Origin of the sequence: Streptomyces sp. NPDC050625, assembly GCF_040654755.1 — a bacterium.
In the GTDB taxonomy this organism is placed as follows: Bacteria; Actinomycetota; Actinomycetes; order Streptomycetales; family Streptomycetaceae; genus Streptomyces.
On sequence record NZ_JBFAIQ010000049.1, the window covers coordinates 22,120 to 38,167 of the forward strand.

At 69.0% G+C, this 16,048-nt stretch carries 14 protein-coding genes and 2 pseudogenes; 11 read left to right on the top strand and 5 right to left on the bottom strand.

The window, feature by feature from the left end; translation table 11 throughout:
• Positions 1–48 precede the first annotated feature (48 nt).
• Positions 49–402: a hypothetical protein gene (locus tag AB0I54_RS44675; RefSeq protein ID WP_363302113.1), complete on the top strand. Its 354-nt coding sequence runs from the start codon at positions 49–51 to the stop codon at positions 400–402.
• Complete coding sequence (locus tag AB0I54_RS44680; RefSeq protein ID WP_363302114.1) at positions 365–961, top strand: hypothetical protein; 597 nt, start codon at positions 365–367, stop codon at positions 959–961. The genes AB0I54_RS44675 and AB0I54_RS44680 overlap by 38 nt, the downstream gene beginning before the upstream one ends.
• 354 nt (positions 962–1,315) lie before the next feature.
• Here the strand turns inward: AB0I54_RS44680 and AB0I54_RS44685 are convergent, their stop codons facing one another.
• Positions 1,316–1,942, bottom strand: a complete 627-nt coding sequence (locus AB0I54_RS44685; RefSeq protein WP_363302115.1) for a sigma-70 family RNA polymerase sigma factor — start codon at positions 1,940–1,942, stop codon at positions 1,316–1,318.
• A 269-nt stretch (positions 1,943–2,211) separates the two neighbouring features.
• A pseudogene (locus AB0I54_RS44690) lies at positions 2,212–3,520 on the bottom strand (IS110 family transposase).
• A 259-nt stretch (positions 3,521–3,779) separates the two neighbouring features.
• Between AB0I54_RS44690 and AB0I54_RS44695 the strand changes: the two are divergent.
• The 8 genes from AB0I54_RS44695 to AB0I54_RS44730 all read left to right on the top strand — a co-directional run bounded on the left by AB0I54_RS44695 (position 3,780) and on the right by AB0I54_RS44730 (position 12,588).
• Positions 3,780–4,259: a transposase gene (locus tag AB0I54_RS44695; protein WP_363302116.1), complete on the top strand. Its 480-nt coding sequence runs from the start codon at positions 3,780–3,782 to the stop codon at positions 4,257–4,259.
• A gap of 283 nt (positions 4,260–4,542) precedes the next feature.
• Positions 4,543–5,793: an ROK family transcriptional regulator gene (locus AB0I54_RS44700; RefSeq protein WP_363302117.1), complete on the top strand. Its 1,251-nt coding sequence runs from the start codon at positions 4,543–4,545 to the stop codon at positions 5,791–5,793.
• Positions 5,794–5,918: 125 nt separating this feature from the next.
• Complete coding sequence (locus tag AB0I54_RS44705) at positions 5,919–7,346, top strand: aldehyde dehydrogenase family protein (protein ID WP_363302118.1); 1,428 nt, start codon at positions 5,919–5,921, stop codon at positions 7,344–7,346.
• Positions 7,319–7,900: a ThuA domain-containing protein gene (locus AB0I54_RS44710; RefSeq protein WP_363302119.1), complete on the top strand. Its 582-nt coding sequence runs from the start codon at positions 7,319–7,321 to the stop codon at positions 7,898–7,900. The genes AB0I54_RS44705 and AB0I54_RS44710 overlap by 28 nt, the downstream gene beginning before the upstream one ends.
• A 104-nt stretch (positions 7,901–8,004) precedes the next feature.
• Positions 8,005–9,030 (top strand): hydroxyacid dehydrogenase, encoded by a 1,026-nt coding sequence (locus tag AB0I54_RS44715; protein WP_363302120.1) that lies wholly within the window; start codon positions 8,005–8,007, stop codon positions 9,028–9,030.
• A 310-nt stretch (positions 9,031–9,340) separates the two neighbouring features.
• Positions 9,341–10,648 (top strand): sugar ABC transporter substrate-binding protein, encoded by a 1,308-nt coding sequence (locus AB0I54_RS44720; protein WP_363302121.1) that lies wholly within the window; start codon positions 9,341–9,343, stop codon positions 10,646–10,648.
• Between the two features lie 114 nt (positions 10,649–10,762).
• Positions 10,763–11,686 carry a sugar ABC transporter permease gene (locus tag AB0I54_RS44725; RefSeq protein ID WP_363302123.1) on the top strand — a complete coding sequence of 308 codons (924 nt, stop codon included), beginning with the start codon at positions 10,763–10,765 and terminating at the stop codon, positions 11,684–11,686.
• Between the two features lie 26 nt (positions 11,687–11,712).
• On the top strand, positions 11,713–12,588 hold the full coding sequence (locus AB0I54_RS44730) for a carbohydrate ABC transporter permease (protein ID WP_363302130.1): 876 nt from the start codon (positions 11,713–11,715) through the stop codon (positions 12,586–12,588).
• A gap of 55 nt (positions 12,589–12,643) precedes the next feature.
• Here the strand turns inward: AB0I54_RS44730 and AB0I54_RS44735 are convergent, their stop codons facing one another.
• Positions 12,644–12,868: a hypothetical protein gene (locus AB0I54_RS44735; RefSeq protein WP_363302124.1), complete on the bottom strand. Its 225-nt coding sequence runs from the start codon at positions 12,866–12,868 to the stop codon at positions 12,644–12,646.
• 505 nt (positions 12,869–13,373) lie between these two features.
• Between AB0I54_RS44735 and AB0I54_RS44740 the strand changes: the two genes are divergently transcribed.
• The gene (locus AB0I54_RS44740; RefSeq protein WP_363302125.1) at positions 13,374–14,717 is read left to right on the top strand and encodes an endonuclease domain-containing protein; all 1,344 of its coding nucleotides are present in this window, start codon (positions 13,374–13,376) and stop codon (positions 14,715–14,717) included.
• A gap of 92 nt (positions 14,718–14,809) precedes the next feature.
• Here the strand turns inward: AB0I54_RS44740 and AB0I54_RS44745 are convergent, their stop codons facing one another.
• Entirely contained in the window at positions 14,810–15,568 is a 759-nt protein-coding gene (locus tag AB0I54_RS44745; RefSeq protein ID WP_363302131.1) for a DUF6233 domain-containing protein, read from the bottom strand.
• Between the two features lie 5 nt (positions 15,569–15,573).
• Positions 15,574–16,048, bottom strand: a pseudogene (locus AB0I54_RS44750) (SWF or SNF family helicase); the annotation flags it as partial.

Below are 16,048 nucleotides of genomic sequence, written 5' to 3' on the forward strand. Positions count from 1 at the left end.
CTGGGACTTTCCGGGTTTCGGCGCAACCATGCGACAAGGTGAGGCAACGTGGCAACCATCCGCATCCAGGGAGATGCACGGGCTGAGGTGATCGAGCTGCTCAAGAAGATCCGTGACCGGGTCGAGCGGCCCGCGGGCCTCGAATCCGAGGGCACCAGGATGACGTCGGGGATTCCAGCCTCCGGGATGCGGTCCTCTCTCCGACAGCGCCTCGAAAAGCGGGCAGGAGCGATCAGGGCGGAGGCCAACAGGTTCCGGGAAACCGAGGAGGCATGCTCTGTAACTTTGGTGAAAAGGACAGTCAAGTGGCATGGTCTCCCAAGATCATGGAGTTCTCGACGCCCGGTGATCGAAGTGGAAGACCGTGCCTGCCAGCGCATCGCTGATACCACCCGCTCTTGACGAACTCCGCGGCCATCCACGGGCCGCACCGGTCGGCGTGCCGGGCCTGCTGGAACGGCTGGCCGAGGTGCCCGACCCGCGTGACCCGCGCGGAGTGGCACACGCCCTGGTCGTCGCGCTCGCCCTCACCGCGTGCGGTGAAGACCGTCTCGCCGTCACCGGCCTCACCGCCGGGCAGGCCATCCCCGCGCAACTGGCCTCGCTCGTGCGTGACCACTGGAAGGTGGAGGCCCCGCACCACGTCCGGGACACCACCTTCGCCGAGGACGCCTCCCAACTGCGGACCGCCAACGCACCCCGCGCGGTGTCAACCCGACGCGACTTCGCAATCGGAGCCCTGCGGCTGACCGGCGTCACGAACACCGCGGCCGCTCTGTGCCACAACGCTGGTGACCCACGACGCCCGCTCCCTCTCCTGGGCTCGCGTGATCACGAACCGGATATCACGCAACTACGCCGAAGCCCTGGGAGCTGTCGATTGATAACTCCTTGGTTTCTTCGGCGACTCGCCGCCGAGTACGCCGATATCGCCGACGTCACCGAATCGGCAGCCACCTGACCGACCGGAGTCGACGCAGCTGTCTTCCATCGAAGCGTGACCGACGGCGGGCTGACCGGGACTGGGGGCAGTTCGAGATCACGTTCACGCTTCCAGGGGCGCAGCCCCCCGAAGGGCTGTGCCCCGCGGCCGGCATAGAGGACGGTTCCAAGGTCCGCATCGAGCTGATCATCATGCAGCCAGCCCGGCATCGAGCGGGTCGACGGGGCACCAAAGGCAGCGCCGACGTGGGACCCCGATGCCGCAACGGTGCCATGCCGGGGTCGATCTGCTGGTGAAGGTGATCCGGCCCGGAGATGTATGAGGCCCCGGACGACGATCGGACGACGACGGTGGTGAGCACCTGCGGGCTCCTCACCGATAGGAATCAACTCCTTGGGACGTCAAGGCTCGGCGCAGGGCGTTCAGCGCGTGGCTTGTGCGGGACTTCACCGTGCCGATCGGCAGCGCCAATGCTGCCGCGGTGTCCTCGACACTCCGGTCGAGGTAGTACCGGTAAACCAGTACCTCACGGTGGTGCGGGGTCAGTTCCGCCATCGCCTGCTTCAGCACGTGCGCGGTGAGTATGCCCTCGCCGGTGTCGGCCACCACCTCGGTGTCCAGGACCGACGGGGACACCTCGACAGGACGCGCACGTCGGGCCCGGATCGCGTCGACGGCCAGCCGCCGAACGACGGTGAAGAGCCACGGACGCGCCAGTCCTTCAGTGGAGACGAGCCGGTCCGCATGCCGCCAGGCCCGCAGTAATGCCTCCTGGACAAGGTCCTCTGCACTGTGGAAATCACCCAAGGCGAGCGTATTGGCGAAGCGAAGCAAGTGAACTTTTTCAGCCGCACTGATCGCTTGTATGAAGGCTTGACCCTTGTGTGCGACTGTTGTCCCGGAGACCGCAGCGTGCTGCGAAGTGGTGCGGTATGAGGAGGCACCTTCGGACGGGTGCTCGTCATTCTTCGCAGCGATCGAGGACGGCGTGGTGTGCATGAGGGACCTACCGAGCCTTTCGGTGCGCCCTGGGGCCTAACGGAGGGACGGCGCACGGGTGACGACTGGAAAGTCCCCGGGAACGGAACACCGCGTCGGGAGTCCCCCGAGAACGTCTCGCATGCTGCTGGCCCTGGATAGAAGGCACGTTGCATTCTGATAGTCAGTCAGTTCCGCTATAGGGTGGTGCCCCGGTCAGATCTTGGGGGCAGCGCTTCCCCAGCCTCGATACCGGGACTCTGACACGAAAAGTTGAGTGAGTGTGCTGGTCAAGCCGTTGCTGCGATGGGCTCGAAGCGGACGGTGAGGCCGAGGCGGTTGGCTTCCTTGGTCATGCGACGCATGGCGCGTTCAGGGTCGCGGCGGGTGAAGTAGTCGGCGCCGAGGTCCTGGTAGCGGGTCTTGTGGCGGAGGATGTGCCAGATCGCGACGGCGAGTTTGTGCATCACCGCGACCAGGGCCCGCTGCCGTCCGCGGCGGGCGGCGATGCGCCGGTAGTAGGCGCTGAGGTAGCAGTCCTTGTTCCGGGTCACCGACATCGCGACGATGCCCAGCAGCCGTTTTCAGGTTGCTGTTGCCGTTGCGGGTTCGGGCGGACTTGGTGACGCCGGCGGATTCGTTCATGCCCGGGCAGACCCCGATCCAGGAGGCGAGATGGCCGGCTGTCGCGAACTGGGCCATGTCCCCGCCGGTTTCAGCGATGATGATCTCGGCCGCCGCGGGGCCGATGCCGGGGTTGGTGTCCAGGTTCTCGACGTCCTTGTTGTGCTCCAGACGGGTCAGCAGCGCGGTGATCCGCTGGTCCAACTGGTCCAACTGGTCCAACTGGTCCAACTGGTCCAACTGGTCGGCGGTGGCGGTGAGGTGGTCGATCTCGTCGAGATAGTGCCGGCACATGAACGCATGATGCTCGGTGAACGTGCCGTCGAGTGCCTCGACCAGGGCCGGGATCTTGCTGCGGGCCCGCCGGATGGCCAGGTCGGCCAGCGCCTGGGGGTCACGCTCGCCGCCGATCAGCGCGTTGATGATGGCGCGTCCGCTGGCCCCGGTGATGTCGCTGAGCACCGAGGACAGCTTCATCCCGGTGTCCTCGAGTTCCTTCTCCAGCCGCTGGGCCTCCTGCCCACGGGCGGTGATCAGCTGAGTGCGGCGGCGCGTCAGGTCTCTCAGTTCGCGGATCTCCCGTTCGGGCACGAAGGAGCCCATCACCATGCCCGAGGCGCCCGCCCGGGCCAGGAATGCGGCGTCGCTGGGGTCGCTCTTGCGCCCCCGAATGCCCTTGAGATGGGCCGGGTTGACCAGCATCAGGTTCAGGTGCGGCTGCAAGGTGTAGTAGAGGTGGCGCCAGTAGTCCGAGGTGGCCTCGAGTACCACCACCTCGACCCGGCGCTCGAGCAGCCAGGCCAGCAGACGCCGGATCTCGGCCGGGGTGGTGGAGAACCGTTCGGTCTCCAGCGTCCAGGTCCCGGGCCGCTTCAAGCACGGCGTGCGCACGCACGCGAGCAGGAACCGCTTGCCCAAGTCCAGCCCCGCCGCCCGCAGATAGAGGACCTCGTCCTTCACGTCCTGTCTCGCCATCGCGGTGTCCCTTCCGCACGCGTGCCGATCGAACGGGCGCCCGGAGGGATCCCGGAAGCCGCTGAGTCTGACACACGCGCTGCCGGTCACCGCAGTGGCCGTGGCGCAAACCGAAGTCCGCTGACGGATCCCCATCGCCATCCTGTTGGGCGAGCTGACCGGCATCACAGAATCTTCGGCTTACCGGACGCCCGCCCCGATTTTCCCCTCACCGAGGAGGCCAGCGCAGCCGGCCTGGCGAACCTGTTGGTGATCTTGTGTGAGGGGTGCTGACGGCGCGTCGCCGGGGCAGCTGACGCTGATGTCGGTGCTGCAGTTTGCGGAGAACCTGTCCGTTCGCGCGGCAGTGGCAGCGGTCCGCACCCGCATCGACTGGAAGTACGCGCTCGGCCTGGAACTGGATGATCCCGGGTTCGACCACACGATGCTGTGCGAGTTCCGTGCCCGGCTGGTGGACGGGGACGCCGCCGACCGGCTGCTGAAGGCGATGCTGAACCGGCTCGCGGAGGCCCGACTGCTCAAGGCGGGCGGGCGGCAGCGCACGGACGCCACACATGACTGGCGGCGGTGCGTGGGCTCAGCCGCCTGGAGTTGGCCGGGGAGAGCCTGCGGGCCGCGCTTGAACAACCCGCCCAGCAGTCACCGGAGTGGCTGCTGCCGTTGGTGGAGCCGGAGTGGGACAAGCGCTACGGCCGCAAAGTGGAGATCGGCAAGGTTCCAGGCGGGAAGGCGGGGGTGACCGCGCTGGCCGAGACGTCTGGCCGCGGCGGGCAGAATCTCCTGACCGCGCTGCGGGCACCGGGCGCCCCGCCGCGGCTGCGGGCGTCGCAGACCTGTGTTCTTGACCGTCCATTCGCAGGAGGGTCCGGAGGGGAAGGTCGCGGCGGGCAGGGCGCGGCGCGCGCCGGACCGTACGCGGTCGGTCGGAGTCGTCGCATGTGGCCCGCCATCGGAAAGTCCTGGGGGAGCGTTCGGTCGACCGACCCAGCCTGCCCGAGCCGCGGGCTGGCAGACTTTATCGCGTGAAACCCGTGGTGAAGCGAACGACGAGCGACTTGCGATTGCGCAACCGGTCCACCCTCCTTTCCTGCCTGTACGTCCAGGGCCCCACCAGCCGGAACGCCCTGACCCGCGCCTCCGGTCTCAGCTCCGCGACGGTGAGCAACGTGGTCTCGCAGCTCATTGCCGAGGGCCTGATTGCGGAGGGCGGTTCGGAGGACTCCGACGGGGGCAGGCCGCGCTCGGTGCTCGAGATCTGCTCCGACTACGGCACCGTGATCGGGGTAGACATCGGCGAGACGCACATCAGGATCGGGCTGTTCGACTGGACCCTGTCGGTGATCACCTCCGAAGTCCGTTCGATCGCCGACATCCGGCTCGATGCCGAAGCGGTGGCCGAACTGGTGCTCCAGGGCGTCTCCGAGGTGACTCGTGCCGCGGGCGTCGATCCCGCCGATCTCCTCGGGGTGGGCGTCGGCGTACCCGGTGCGGTTCGGCCCGACCCGCGGATTCCGGGGCGCATGCTGGTGCACGCGCCGACGCTCGGCTGGGCCGGTGTCCCGCTTGGCGAGATGCTCGCTCGCGGGGTCGAGGCACCGCTCATGGTGGACAACTGCGCCCGGACCCTGGGCCAGGCGGAGATGTGGCGCGGAGTGGGCCGGGGTGTCGACCGTGTGGTCACCGCGCTGATCGGGGTGGGTGTGGGCGCGGCGCTCGCGCCGGGTACGGAGGGGGGCGTCGCGGGCCTGACCCCTGCCACGATCGAGTGGGGTCATACGGTGATCTACGCCGGAGGGCTGCCCTGCCGATGCGGCTCGCAGGGCTGCCTGGAGGCGTACGTCGGGGCCGAGGCCATCCTCCACCGTTACCAGGCCACGCTTGGCAGTCAGCCGTTCCACGCCTCCGGGACCGAGGGACGGCTCGCGGAACTGACGGCACGGGCGGCCACCGACCCGGTGGCGATGGAGACCCTGGAGGGGGTCGGGGAGTACATCGGTATCGGGATCGGCAACCTGATCAACCTGCTCCACCCCGATCTCGTGGTGCTCTCCGGATGGGCTGGCTCGGTGATGGGCGGGGTGGTTCTGCCCACCGTGCGCGAGACGGCCGAGCGGCACGCCCTGTCCTATCTGCGCGGTCACACCGAGATCGAGGTCGGGCGGCTGGGCCATGAGGCGGTGGCGATGGGTGCCGCCACCCTGCCCGTGTCGCACCTGCTCGCCACGGGCGGCCGACCAAGGGCGGTCGTGTCCGGTGCGGGGGCGTGGGGATAGGCCCGTCAGGGCGCTGAGCCGCCTCCGGCGTACGACTCCACGGCTGGTGAGGGACCGTTGACGGCAACGCATTCGACTCTTAGTTTAAGTCAAAGCCAAAGCCTCCTGACCTCTGTGGAGTCTTCATGACGACTCAATTCCCCGCGGCCCAGCTCTACATCGACGGAGCGTTCGGTCCGGCCTCCTCAGGGCGTACCGCCGACGTCGTGGAGAAGGCCACGGGCGCCGTGATCGGTACGTACGCCCTCGGTGGCGCCGCGGACGTCGAGCAGGCGGTGGCCGCGGCGCGTGCCGCGCAGCCGGGCTGGGCAGCGCTGAGTGCTCCAGAGCGGGCGGCGGGCCTGCGGCGCATGGCCGAGTTCCTCCAGGCCCACCACTCGGAGCTGGTCGAGCAGAGCATGCGCGAGACCGGCGGGGTGCGCGCCAAAGCCGAGGACGAGGTGTCCACCGGCATTCGTCAGCTGCACATCTCCATGATCCAGGCGAGCGAGAGCGCCGGTGACCTGCTGCCGCCCTACAAGGCCGGCAAACTCTCGATGTCCCGGGCGGTGCCGCTCGGGGTGATCGGCGTCATCACGCCCTGGAACTACCCGGTCAACCTGGCCATGCGGGCGGTGGCGCCGGCGCTCGCCTTCGGCAACACCGTCGTGCTGAAGCCCGCCGAGCTCACGCCGATCATCGGCGGCCAGGTGCTTGCAGAGGCGGCCAGGGCCGCTGAACTGCCGGCGGGCGTCCTCAACGTCGTGACCGGTGACGGCCACGAGGCGGGGTACGCGCTCGCAGAGCACACCGGCCTGAACCTGCTGGACTTCACCGGATCCCGCGAGGTCGGCCTCGCCATCGCGGCCTCCGCCGCGGCCACCCTGCGGCCGATCCGGCTCGAACTCGGCGGCAACAACGCCTTCCTGGTGCTGGACGACACCGACATCGACCTCGCGGCCTCCTGCGCGATGGTCGCCTCACTGGAGTACCAGGGCCAGACCTGTATCAGTGCCGGCCGCCACATCGTCGACCGCGCGGTGGCCGACCACTATCTCGACGCGATCACCCGCCGTGCCGCCGCCCTGCAGGTCGGCGATCCGATGAGCGGGACGGCCGATCTGGGGCCCCTCGTCAGCGCGCGCCAGCGCGACCGGGTGCACGCCATCGTGGAGGCGTCGGTGGACATGGGCGCGGAGGTGCTCACCGGCGGTACGTACGACGGGCTGTTCTACCGCCCCACGGTGCTGGCCAAGGTGACGCCCGAGATGCCCGCCTTCACCGAGGAGATCTTCGGCCCGGTCCTCCCGGTGACGGTCGTGGGAGATCAGGACGAAGCGGTGGCCGTGGCCAACGGGCTGCCCATGCTGATGACCTCGGTGTTCTCCGCCGACCTCATACGGGGCCTATCGGTGGCCGAGCTGCTGGACGCCGGCGAGGTGCACGTCAACGACGCCCATGCGCGACACGGCGCGGACGACCAGATGGCGGGCTTCACGAAGCGGCAGTGGATCGGCGTGCAGCGGACCCCGCTCACCGTGCCGGCGTGGACCGCGGACCCCGCGACCCGCTGATGGCCGCGACACGAACGGCACTGGTCGTCCGCGGCGGCTGGGAGGGGCACGCCCCGCGCGAGTGCACCGACCTGTTCCTGCCCGCGCTGGCGGCCGCCAGCTTCTCGGTCACGGTCCGGGAGGACCTGGAGGTCTACGCCGACCCGGACCTGATGGCGCGGACCGATCTCGTCGTGCAGTGCTGGACCGGGGGTCGGCTGACCGAGGGGCAGTGCGCGGGGCTCGTGACGGCCGTAGAGGCCGGCACCGGCTTCGCCGGCTGGCACGGCGGGGTCGTGGCGACGTTCCAGGACAGCCTCGCGTATCTGCGCATGGTGGGCGGCCTGTTCCTGCACCACCCCGCCCAGCACGTGGAGTATCGGGCCCGCATCGAACCGGAGCAGCGGGAGCACCCGATCGTCGCCGGGCTGCCCGATGTTTCGGTGTTCACCGAGCAGTACTGGATGCTGACGGACGCATTCAGCACGGTCCTCGCGTCCACCACCATCGCCCCCTCCGCCACGGGGCAGGGCGAGCGGCTGGCCGTAATGCCCGTCGTCTGGACCCGGCAGTGATGGCGGGGACGTGTCTTCTTCTCGGCCCTGGGCCACCAGCCGGACGACCTGCGCGAGCCGACCGTACGGGCGCTCACCACGCGTGGACTGCTCTGGGCGGCCCGGTGAGCGGACCGGCGGGGGATGAGCGGCTGGTCGTGGTGCAGGCCATGGCCGAGCATCTGCCCGGCCGGCTCTTCCCCCGCGACGTCCGCGCCCGCCTGGAGGCGCACTGCGCTCTAGAACCAGGGTCGCCGCTGCGGGAGTTCCACTCCGCACGCGCGCGTGCCGCGCTCGCCCGGGCCGACGTTTTGCTGACCGGCTGGGGCTGCCCACGGGTGGACGCCGGCGTACTGGCCCGGGCGCCGCGGCTGCGCGCCGTGGTGCACGCGGCGGGCACGGTCAAGGAGCACCTGGACCGGGCTGTCTTCGAGCGCGGCATCGCGGTCGGCTCGGCGGCCTGGGCCAACGCGATCCCTGTCGCGGAGTACACGCTCGCGATGATCCTGCTGGCCAACAAGGGCGTACCGACAGCGGTCCGGGAGTACCGGGAGCGCCGCGCCGATCTCGACCTGGCGCGCCGGTACGCCGTGATCGGCAACTACCGCCGTAGGGTCGGCCTGGTCGGCGCGTCGCAGATCGGGCGCCGGGTGCTGGAGCTGCTTCGGCCCTTCGACCTGGAGGTGCTGCTCACCGACCCGTTCGTCACCGTCGACGAGGCGGCGGCGCTCGGCACTCGGCTGGTCGGTCTTCCGGAGCTGTTCGCCACCAGCGACCTGGTCTCGCTGCACGTACCGTCGGTCGAGGCCACGCGCGGGATGGTGGACGCCCGCCTGCTGGCGTCGATGCCTGACGGCGCCACGCTGCTCAACACCGCGCGCGGCGCGCTCGTGGACCAGGACGCCCTGACCGCGCAGCTGCGCACCGGCCGGATCAGGGCCGTACTCGATGTCACCGAGCCCGAAGTCACCGACGCCGCTTCCCCGTTGTGGGATCTGCCCAATGTGGTGCTGACGCCGCACATCGCCGGATCGCTCGGCGGGGAACTGGCGCGGCTCGGCGCCGCGGCCGTGGCCGAGGTGCTGCGGGTCGCCGCCGGACTGCCCCTCGCACACCCGGTTGACTACGAGGCACTGTCAGTATCAGCCTGACGTGCGGTCTTTGGGGGATCGCATTGCTGCGCCCCAGCGCGTACGGTGCAGGGTTCAGGCGGCCCTGCTTCGTAAGCCCGGCCCCTGCGTCCGTCGCCCGGTACGGACTTCCCTGAAATGAAATCGACACGTCGTGAATAAGTGCGTCGATCATATTGACCCCACCTCTGTCGAGACTTAGTTAAGTCGCAGTCAAAGTCGGCCGTGGTCGGCCATGGGGGCGGGGCCGTGACGGGACCACCGGGCGACGGCCTCACTGACGGGACGACCGCAGCAGGCCCTCTTCTGACACGAAAGTGAGCACTGGCCAATGAAGACCAGAACCTCCGCAGTCGCCGGCGCCACCCTGGCCGCAACACTCGTTCTCGCCGCCTGCGGCAGCGGGCACGGCGAATCCCACAACGGATCGGCACCGACCGGCGGCAAGACCCGCCTGACCATGTGGGCCTGGGACCCGGGCATGGACAAGGTTGTTGACCTGTGGAACTCGACGCACCCGGACATACAGGTTGTCCTCAGCAACCCGGCGGGCGGGGACCAGCTCGTCAGCAAGATGATCACCGCACACCAGGCGAAGACCGCCCCCGACATCGCGAAGGTCGAGTACCAGTCGCTGCCCGGTCTGGTGGCGGGCGGCGTGGTCCGCGACATCACCGCCGAGACGAAGAAGGCGGTCACTGACTTCGACGATGCGACGCTGGCCCAGACCCGCTTCCAGGGCAAGGTCTACGGCATCCCGCAGGACTTCGCCCCGCTGATGATGTTCTACCGGGCGGACCTGTTCAAGAAGTACGGCCTCAAGGTGCCCACCACCTGGCAGCAGTACGAGCAGGACGCCACGAAGCTGCGGAAGAAGGCTCCCAACGCCTCGATGACCAACTTCGATGCCGCCGACCCCGGCTGGTTCACCGGCCTCACCCAGCAGGCGGGAGCGGACTGGTGGACCACCCAGGGCAACACCTGGCACGTCGACATCAACGGCGCCGCCAGCGCCAAGGTCGCCGACTACTGGCAGGGCCTGGTCGACAAGGGCCTGGTGGCGAAGAACCCCTCCTTTTCCCCGCAGTGGAACAAGGAGATGAACAATGGTTCCCTGCTCACCTGGATCTCCGGGGCCTGGGCCCCGGCCCAGATCGGCGGCATCGCCCCGTCAACCAAAGGGAAGTGGACAGCCGCGCCGCTGCCGTCCTGGACGGCGGGCGACACCGCCACCGGCATTTGGGGCGGCTCGGCCATCACCGTCACCACCGACTCGAAGCACCCAGCCCAGGCCGCGCAGTTCGCGAGCTGGCTGAACACCGACCCCAAGGCGGTGACGGCACAGGTTAAGAACATCAACATCTACCCGGCCTCGACCTCAGGACGGGCCCTGCCGATCCTCGACCAGCCGCCCGCCTTCTTCCCGAACCAGCCGGACTTCTATGCCGAGGTGAAGAAGGTCGCACCGGGCGCCCGCAGCTTCTCGATGTGGGGCCCGAACGTCACCGTCACTTTCTCCGCCTACCGGGGCAGTTTCGGCGCGGCCCTGCAGTCCGGGAGCTCCTTCACCAGGGCGCTCGACACCATGCAGAACAACACCACGGCCGGCATGAAGAAGCTTGGCTTCGCTGTCAAATAGCCCCGGTTCCGGTCGCCCGGCCGCGGGATCCGACCTCCGTGCCCGGGCGGCCGACCGGCTCCGACAGCATCAACCGCCGCAACCAGCCACTCATCCGATGGGGACGACATGCCGATGGCCACAACCATTTCACGGCGGGGCCGCCGGGCGGGACGCAGCCGTCTGCCCTATCTGCTGGTCGTGCCCGCGACGCTGCTACTGCTCCTGTTCGTGGCAGCTCCCGGGGGCTACGCGCTGCTCCTCAGCTTCCAGCAGCGCAAGGTGAGCGGTGGGCTGCTGGGCACGGGCAGCAGGACGGACTTCGCGGGCCTCGCCAACTACTCCGCCGTGATCCACGACGCCGAGTTGTGGCACAGCCTGCTCCGAATGCTCCTGATCGGCGCGATCACCGTACCGGCGACCGTCCTCCTCGCCCTGCTGTTCGCGCTCCTCCTGGACACAGCGCGGGCCGGGCTCACCCGGTTCGCCCGGCTGGCCATCTTCGTGCCGTACGCGGTGCCCGGCGTCTTCGCCACCCTGCTGTGGGGCTTTCTCTATCTGCCCGCGACCAGCCCAATCGGCGGCCAGCACGTCGACTTCTTCGGCAGCTCGACGGTGTATGTCTCGGTCGCCAACATCGCGGTGTGGGGCGCGGTCGGCTTCAACATGGTGGTGATGTACACGGCCCTGCGCGCACTGCCGCCGGAGATCTACGAGGCGGCCCGGATCGACGGAGCCTCCGAGCTCCAGATCGCGCTGCGGGTGAAGGTCCCGCTGATCCGTCCCGCCATCGCCATGTGCACCCTGTTCACCGTGCTCGCCGCCCTGCAGCTGTTCAACGAGCCCAACACGCTGCAACCGCTGTCGAACGCCATATCCCTGACCTGGGTTCCCCTGATGAAGATCTACACCGATGCGTTCGTCGACTCCGACATCCATCTCGCGGCCGCCACCTCGATCGTCTTCGCGGCCGGAATCCTCGCCATCTCCCTGCTCGTCGGGCGCCTCGCGCAGGCCCGGTGGGGTGCCGTCGGAGCCGTCGGCAAGGAGGAGCGATGACGATCGACTCGGCCTCCCGTCCCGCGATGTCACGCGTAACCACCGCCGCCCGGACCGAACGCCTCCGCCGGCGGCGGATCGCCCTGCTCCCCACGGTGGCGCTGCTCCTCGGCGCGGTCTACTGCCTGGTGCCGACGCTCTGGATCCTGATCGCTTCCACCAAGTCGCGCAGCGAATTGTTCTCGACTGCGACCTACTTGCCGTCGTTCGGCCCGGGGTTGGCGGACAACATCGCCGACCTGTCCTCGTACGACTCGGGCGTGTACTGGCACTGGATGCTCAACAGCTTCCTGTACGCGGGGGCCGGCGGCCTCGTGGCCACCTCCGTCTCGGCCGCGACCGGCTACGCCATCGCCAAGTACCGCTTCCACGGCCGCACCCTGCTGTTCAACACCATTCTGGCGGGCGTCCTGCTGCCGCAGGTGGTGCTGGCCGTCCCGCAGTACCTGCTGCTGGCCCAGTTCGGCATCACCGACAGCTACCTGGCGGTGATCCTCCCCCAGCTGTTCAACCCCTACGGCATCTACCTGTGCCGGATCTATGCGGCCGCGTCCGTCCCCGACTCGCTCCTCGACGCCGGGCGGATGGACGGCGCAAGCGAGTGGCGGATGTTCTCGGCGATCGGGCTGCGCTTGATGACGCCCGGTCTGATCACCGTCTTCCTGCTGCAGTTCATCGTGATCTGGAACAACTTCCTGTTGCCCTTCGTCATGGTGACGAGCGACGACAAGTTCCCGCTGACGGTGGGCCTGTACAGCCTCCTGCGCCACGGCGCCAACCAGGCGTCCCTCTACTCACTGGTGATCACCGGCACCCTGCTGTCCATCATCCCCGTCGTCGCGCTGTTCCTGTCCCTGCAGCGATACTGGCGTATCGACCTGGTGACCGGGGGCCTGAAGTAGGCCGGCTGGGTGTCCCTCCTGGCTTTCCCTGGCACCGCTGACAAGGGTCCTGTTGTCAGCGGTGCCAGGGATACTGGTCGCCCGCAGCAATGCACCGCTTGGCGAACTGGTCGTCGGACATGCTCGCGGTCTCCCGGTCGACGCCGGCCTGGACGTCGGCGACGCTCTTGCGCCAGGCGCGGTGGCCTCTGGACAGCAGGTCGTGCAGGCCGTCCGGGTCGCACACGCTTTGGGCTTGGGCGGCGAGTTCGAGCAGCAGGGCGGTGGGGTTCGTCTCCATGGTCATCTCCTCGATCCACTGGAGGGGGCGCCCGCTGCGCCGGGGAGCACAAGGGGCGGTGGTCATCAGCTGTGAACGGTGCAGCCGTCGCACAGTGCGCGGCGGGCCATTCCGGGTTCCTTGTGAGGCTCCTTCTCCAGCGCCGCCCGCACCTGTTTCTCAGCGGCGGTGGACTTCGGCCCGTCGTCCAGGCAGACGACGCCGGAGTCGGGCCACCGCAACGCTCGGCCTGCCGGATCACGTCGGCGGTGCGCCAGTTTGCGCGGAAGCTGTCCCCGCACCCGCTCAACCTTGGGATAAGGGGGGTGAACCGGCCGCCCCGCGGTGCGGCGGAGCAGCAACAGCCCGGACTGATGGTGCGCAGGCGGCTGTTCCGCACTGCCGATGGTCCTGAGACCGGCCCGTCCGTTGCCTACTTTGTGTTCCTGACCGCGTAATGCCAGCAAGTCATGCACAGAACGGCCGCCCTTATCAGCATGCCGGTGCGGGCCGTTAGCCTGTCGGTATGCCTGAGCGTGTCATCCCGGGTCGCAGCGGTGGCCTGATCCCTTGGGGCGCTGCGGACGCTCTGTGGGCCGGCTTGACGACCGGTAGCGCTGTGCCGACGGCTTCTGCGGTGTTCACCTGTTCTCCTGCTGATGCCGGCGTGGGGTACGTCCTGCTCGGCGGCCGTGTGGTGGCGACGGTGAAGGCAAGCGGGGGCCAGTGGAGTGTTGCGGAGACTGAGGTGCGCCGGGCGGCAGCGGAACTGAACGCGGTGGAGATGGACTGCTTGGACCTGGTCCGCATCGGTCCGTTCCGTGGCGCGCCGAAGAAGGAGTGCAACGAGACAATGCTGCTGCACTGGCGCCAGCGCGTCACCCGGGAACTGCAGAGGCTGGGCGAGTCCGAGCGGGCAGTACGACGTGAAGGCGGCCGGGCGTCCCATCTGGCGGGGATCGACTGGCGGCGGATACTTGTGGAGCAGACTCGCGATGGGACGGCGCGGACATGGTGGCTGCCGCGCGCCGTGGTCAGGCTGCTGGACGCCGCCGAGCACGCCGAAACGCAGTGGCTGCAAGCCGCGCGGACCCGCCATGGAAACCGTGCCGTCACCGAGCCGCCCTTGCAGGCCCGAGCCGCCGACGGCCGGCAGACGACAAGCTCCGACTGCGGGGCCGCCTCGCTGCGCCCGTACAACGGGGAACTGCAAGGCCAGCTGTACTCGGCACTGAGCAGGAAACCGGACACCTCCCGCAAGGTGGCTGGGTGGACGTGCGCCGTCTGCCGCACCGCACCCGCTGCCGTACTCGACCACTGCCACGAACACGGCTACGTCCGCGCTCCCGTCTGCCACTCCTGCAACACACGTGAACGACCCGACCACCTGTACAGCAACGACATCCGCGTGGCCAGCCACTACACACACCTCTTCGACACCCACACCGCCGACTGGCTCCGCCACTGGCACCGCTGCCCCGGCTGCCGCGCGCGCACCACCCTGCCACTGCCCCACCTCGCCGCATGGACCGCCCACGTAGCCTGCCGATCGCTGCGCCCGACCCACCGCGACCCCCGCGGCTCCCGCGCGCGCAAACCCTGTGGTGTGCTGCGGGTGTCCTGGACGGGCAGTCAGAACGCGCCCGGTTCTTGCTTGCTCACTGTCGCCGTCGACTTCTGCCCCTCTGGCACACACCGTGTCCTGACGCAAATCGCCTACCGCGAAGCCGCCCAGCGGTTTGGCACCTGGCTGGCCGAGACAGCCCCTGCCGTGGCCGCCGCGGCCGGACCCGATCGCCTGGACGGCCTTCCCGCCAGGTTCCGGCCAGTCGTCGCGGACACCAGCGGTGAGGGCCTGGCGCTGTTCTGAGCGAACAGCGGAGATCCGACACCACCGCCAACCGCACTCGCCCGGCGACGGTTCGCAGCCCATCCGGACGCCCACGAAACCCGCCGCTTCCTTCACCAACGCCCAAAGCAGCCCCACACCTCAGACATCTCCGGGACCCGCCGCGCCCAGAGGCTGGGCCGCCGGTAGAAGGAACGTCTGCTCGGACTGTTCGCACCGGCGGCCTGACGAGCGGTGGGCTGTCGGCGCGGGCCGGCGCCGGCGGTGTTCAGCTGTCGTCGGCGCTGTGAGTTCTCTGTTCCTTGTCTCGTTGCTCTTTCGAGCTGGGCGGTTATGGAGGCGTTTCGCTGGGGTTCGTGTCCTGCCGGGATTCGTCGTCGCGTTGTTGTTGGCTCTGGCGGTTCTGGTCGGTCTGCCGCTGTTTGGGGGGTGAGGGATCGGGCCGCGTCGCACTCAATGCAGGCTGCTGCGCGGGGTTGACGGAGGGCGGCAAGGGCCTCTTCCCGGGTGAGTGTCCGGTGGCTGGGGGTGCAGCCGATGACGTGGAGGAGTGTGGCGCCCGGGTGGCCGGGGCGGTGGGGCAGGTACTGGAGTGTCCATGCGGGCGGGCGTTCTTGGGACGCAGTATCTGTTCCGGACGGACGACGGGTCGGGACGTGCTCGTAGGAGACACCGGGTACCGGGCGTGCGTGTGCGGGACTCACCCAGACTCGCTGCTCGGCAGGTTCGGCGGAGCCGTTTGTGTCGTTCTGCCACACCAGGATTCCTACCTGATAGAGCCAGCCGTCCTTCATCTGTCGGCGGGCGTGCAGCTGCCCGCGGACTTCCTGGGCATCGGGGAGTATGACGAAGATCGGAGCCCCTTCGGGCATTATGGTCACCAGCGGCGATCTTGGAGCAGGAGCAGCGCTGCGAGGGCCGTGGCGGGGTCAGCGTCGGGTGGACCGATAGGCCACCAGGCGCCATCCTCCTTCCCGTACGGATACCAGCGGCCGTCGCGGCCGTAGCGCAGTTGGCGGTCGCGGCCGACAACGGTCCAGCGGTTGCGCCACGCGCGCAGCGGGGGAGGCCCTCCGTCCGCCCAGTCCTCGGCGAGGCAGGCACGGGCGCGGGTGAGTACGGATGGGTCCGGGGTCCAGGGGTCCTCCAGGACCGCGAGTGCGGCCGTGCCGCCGTAACTCCAGGCCCGTACCGCCTGGGCGAGTTCGAGCAGCGGGCGGCCGGTGCTCTCGGCGATCCGGGCGAAGACCTCTGTCCGTGCGTGCTCGGCGGCGATGCGCACAGCGTCCTGCCACTCCGTCAGGTCAGATGGATTCGGTGGTGTGTCGTTCGCCAGCGCGGCGGCGAGTTGG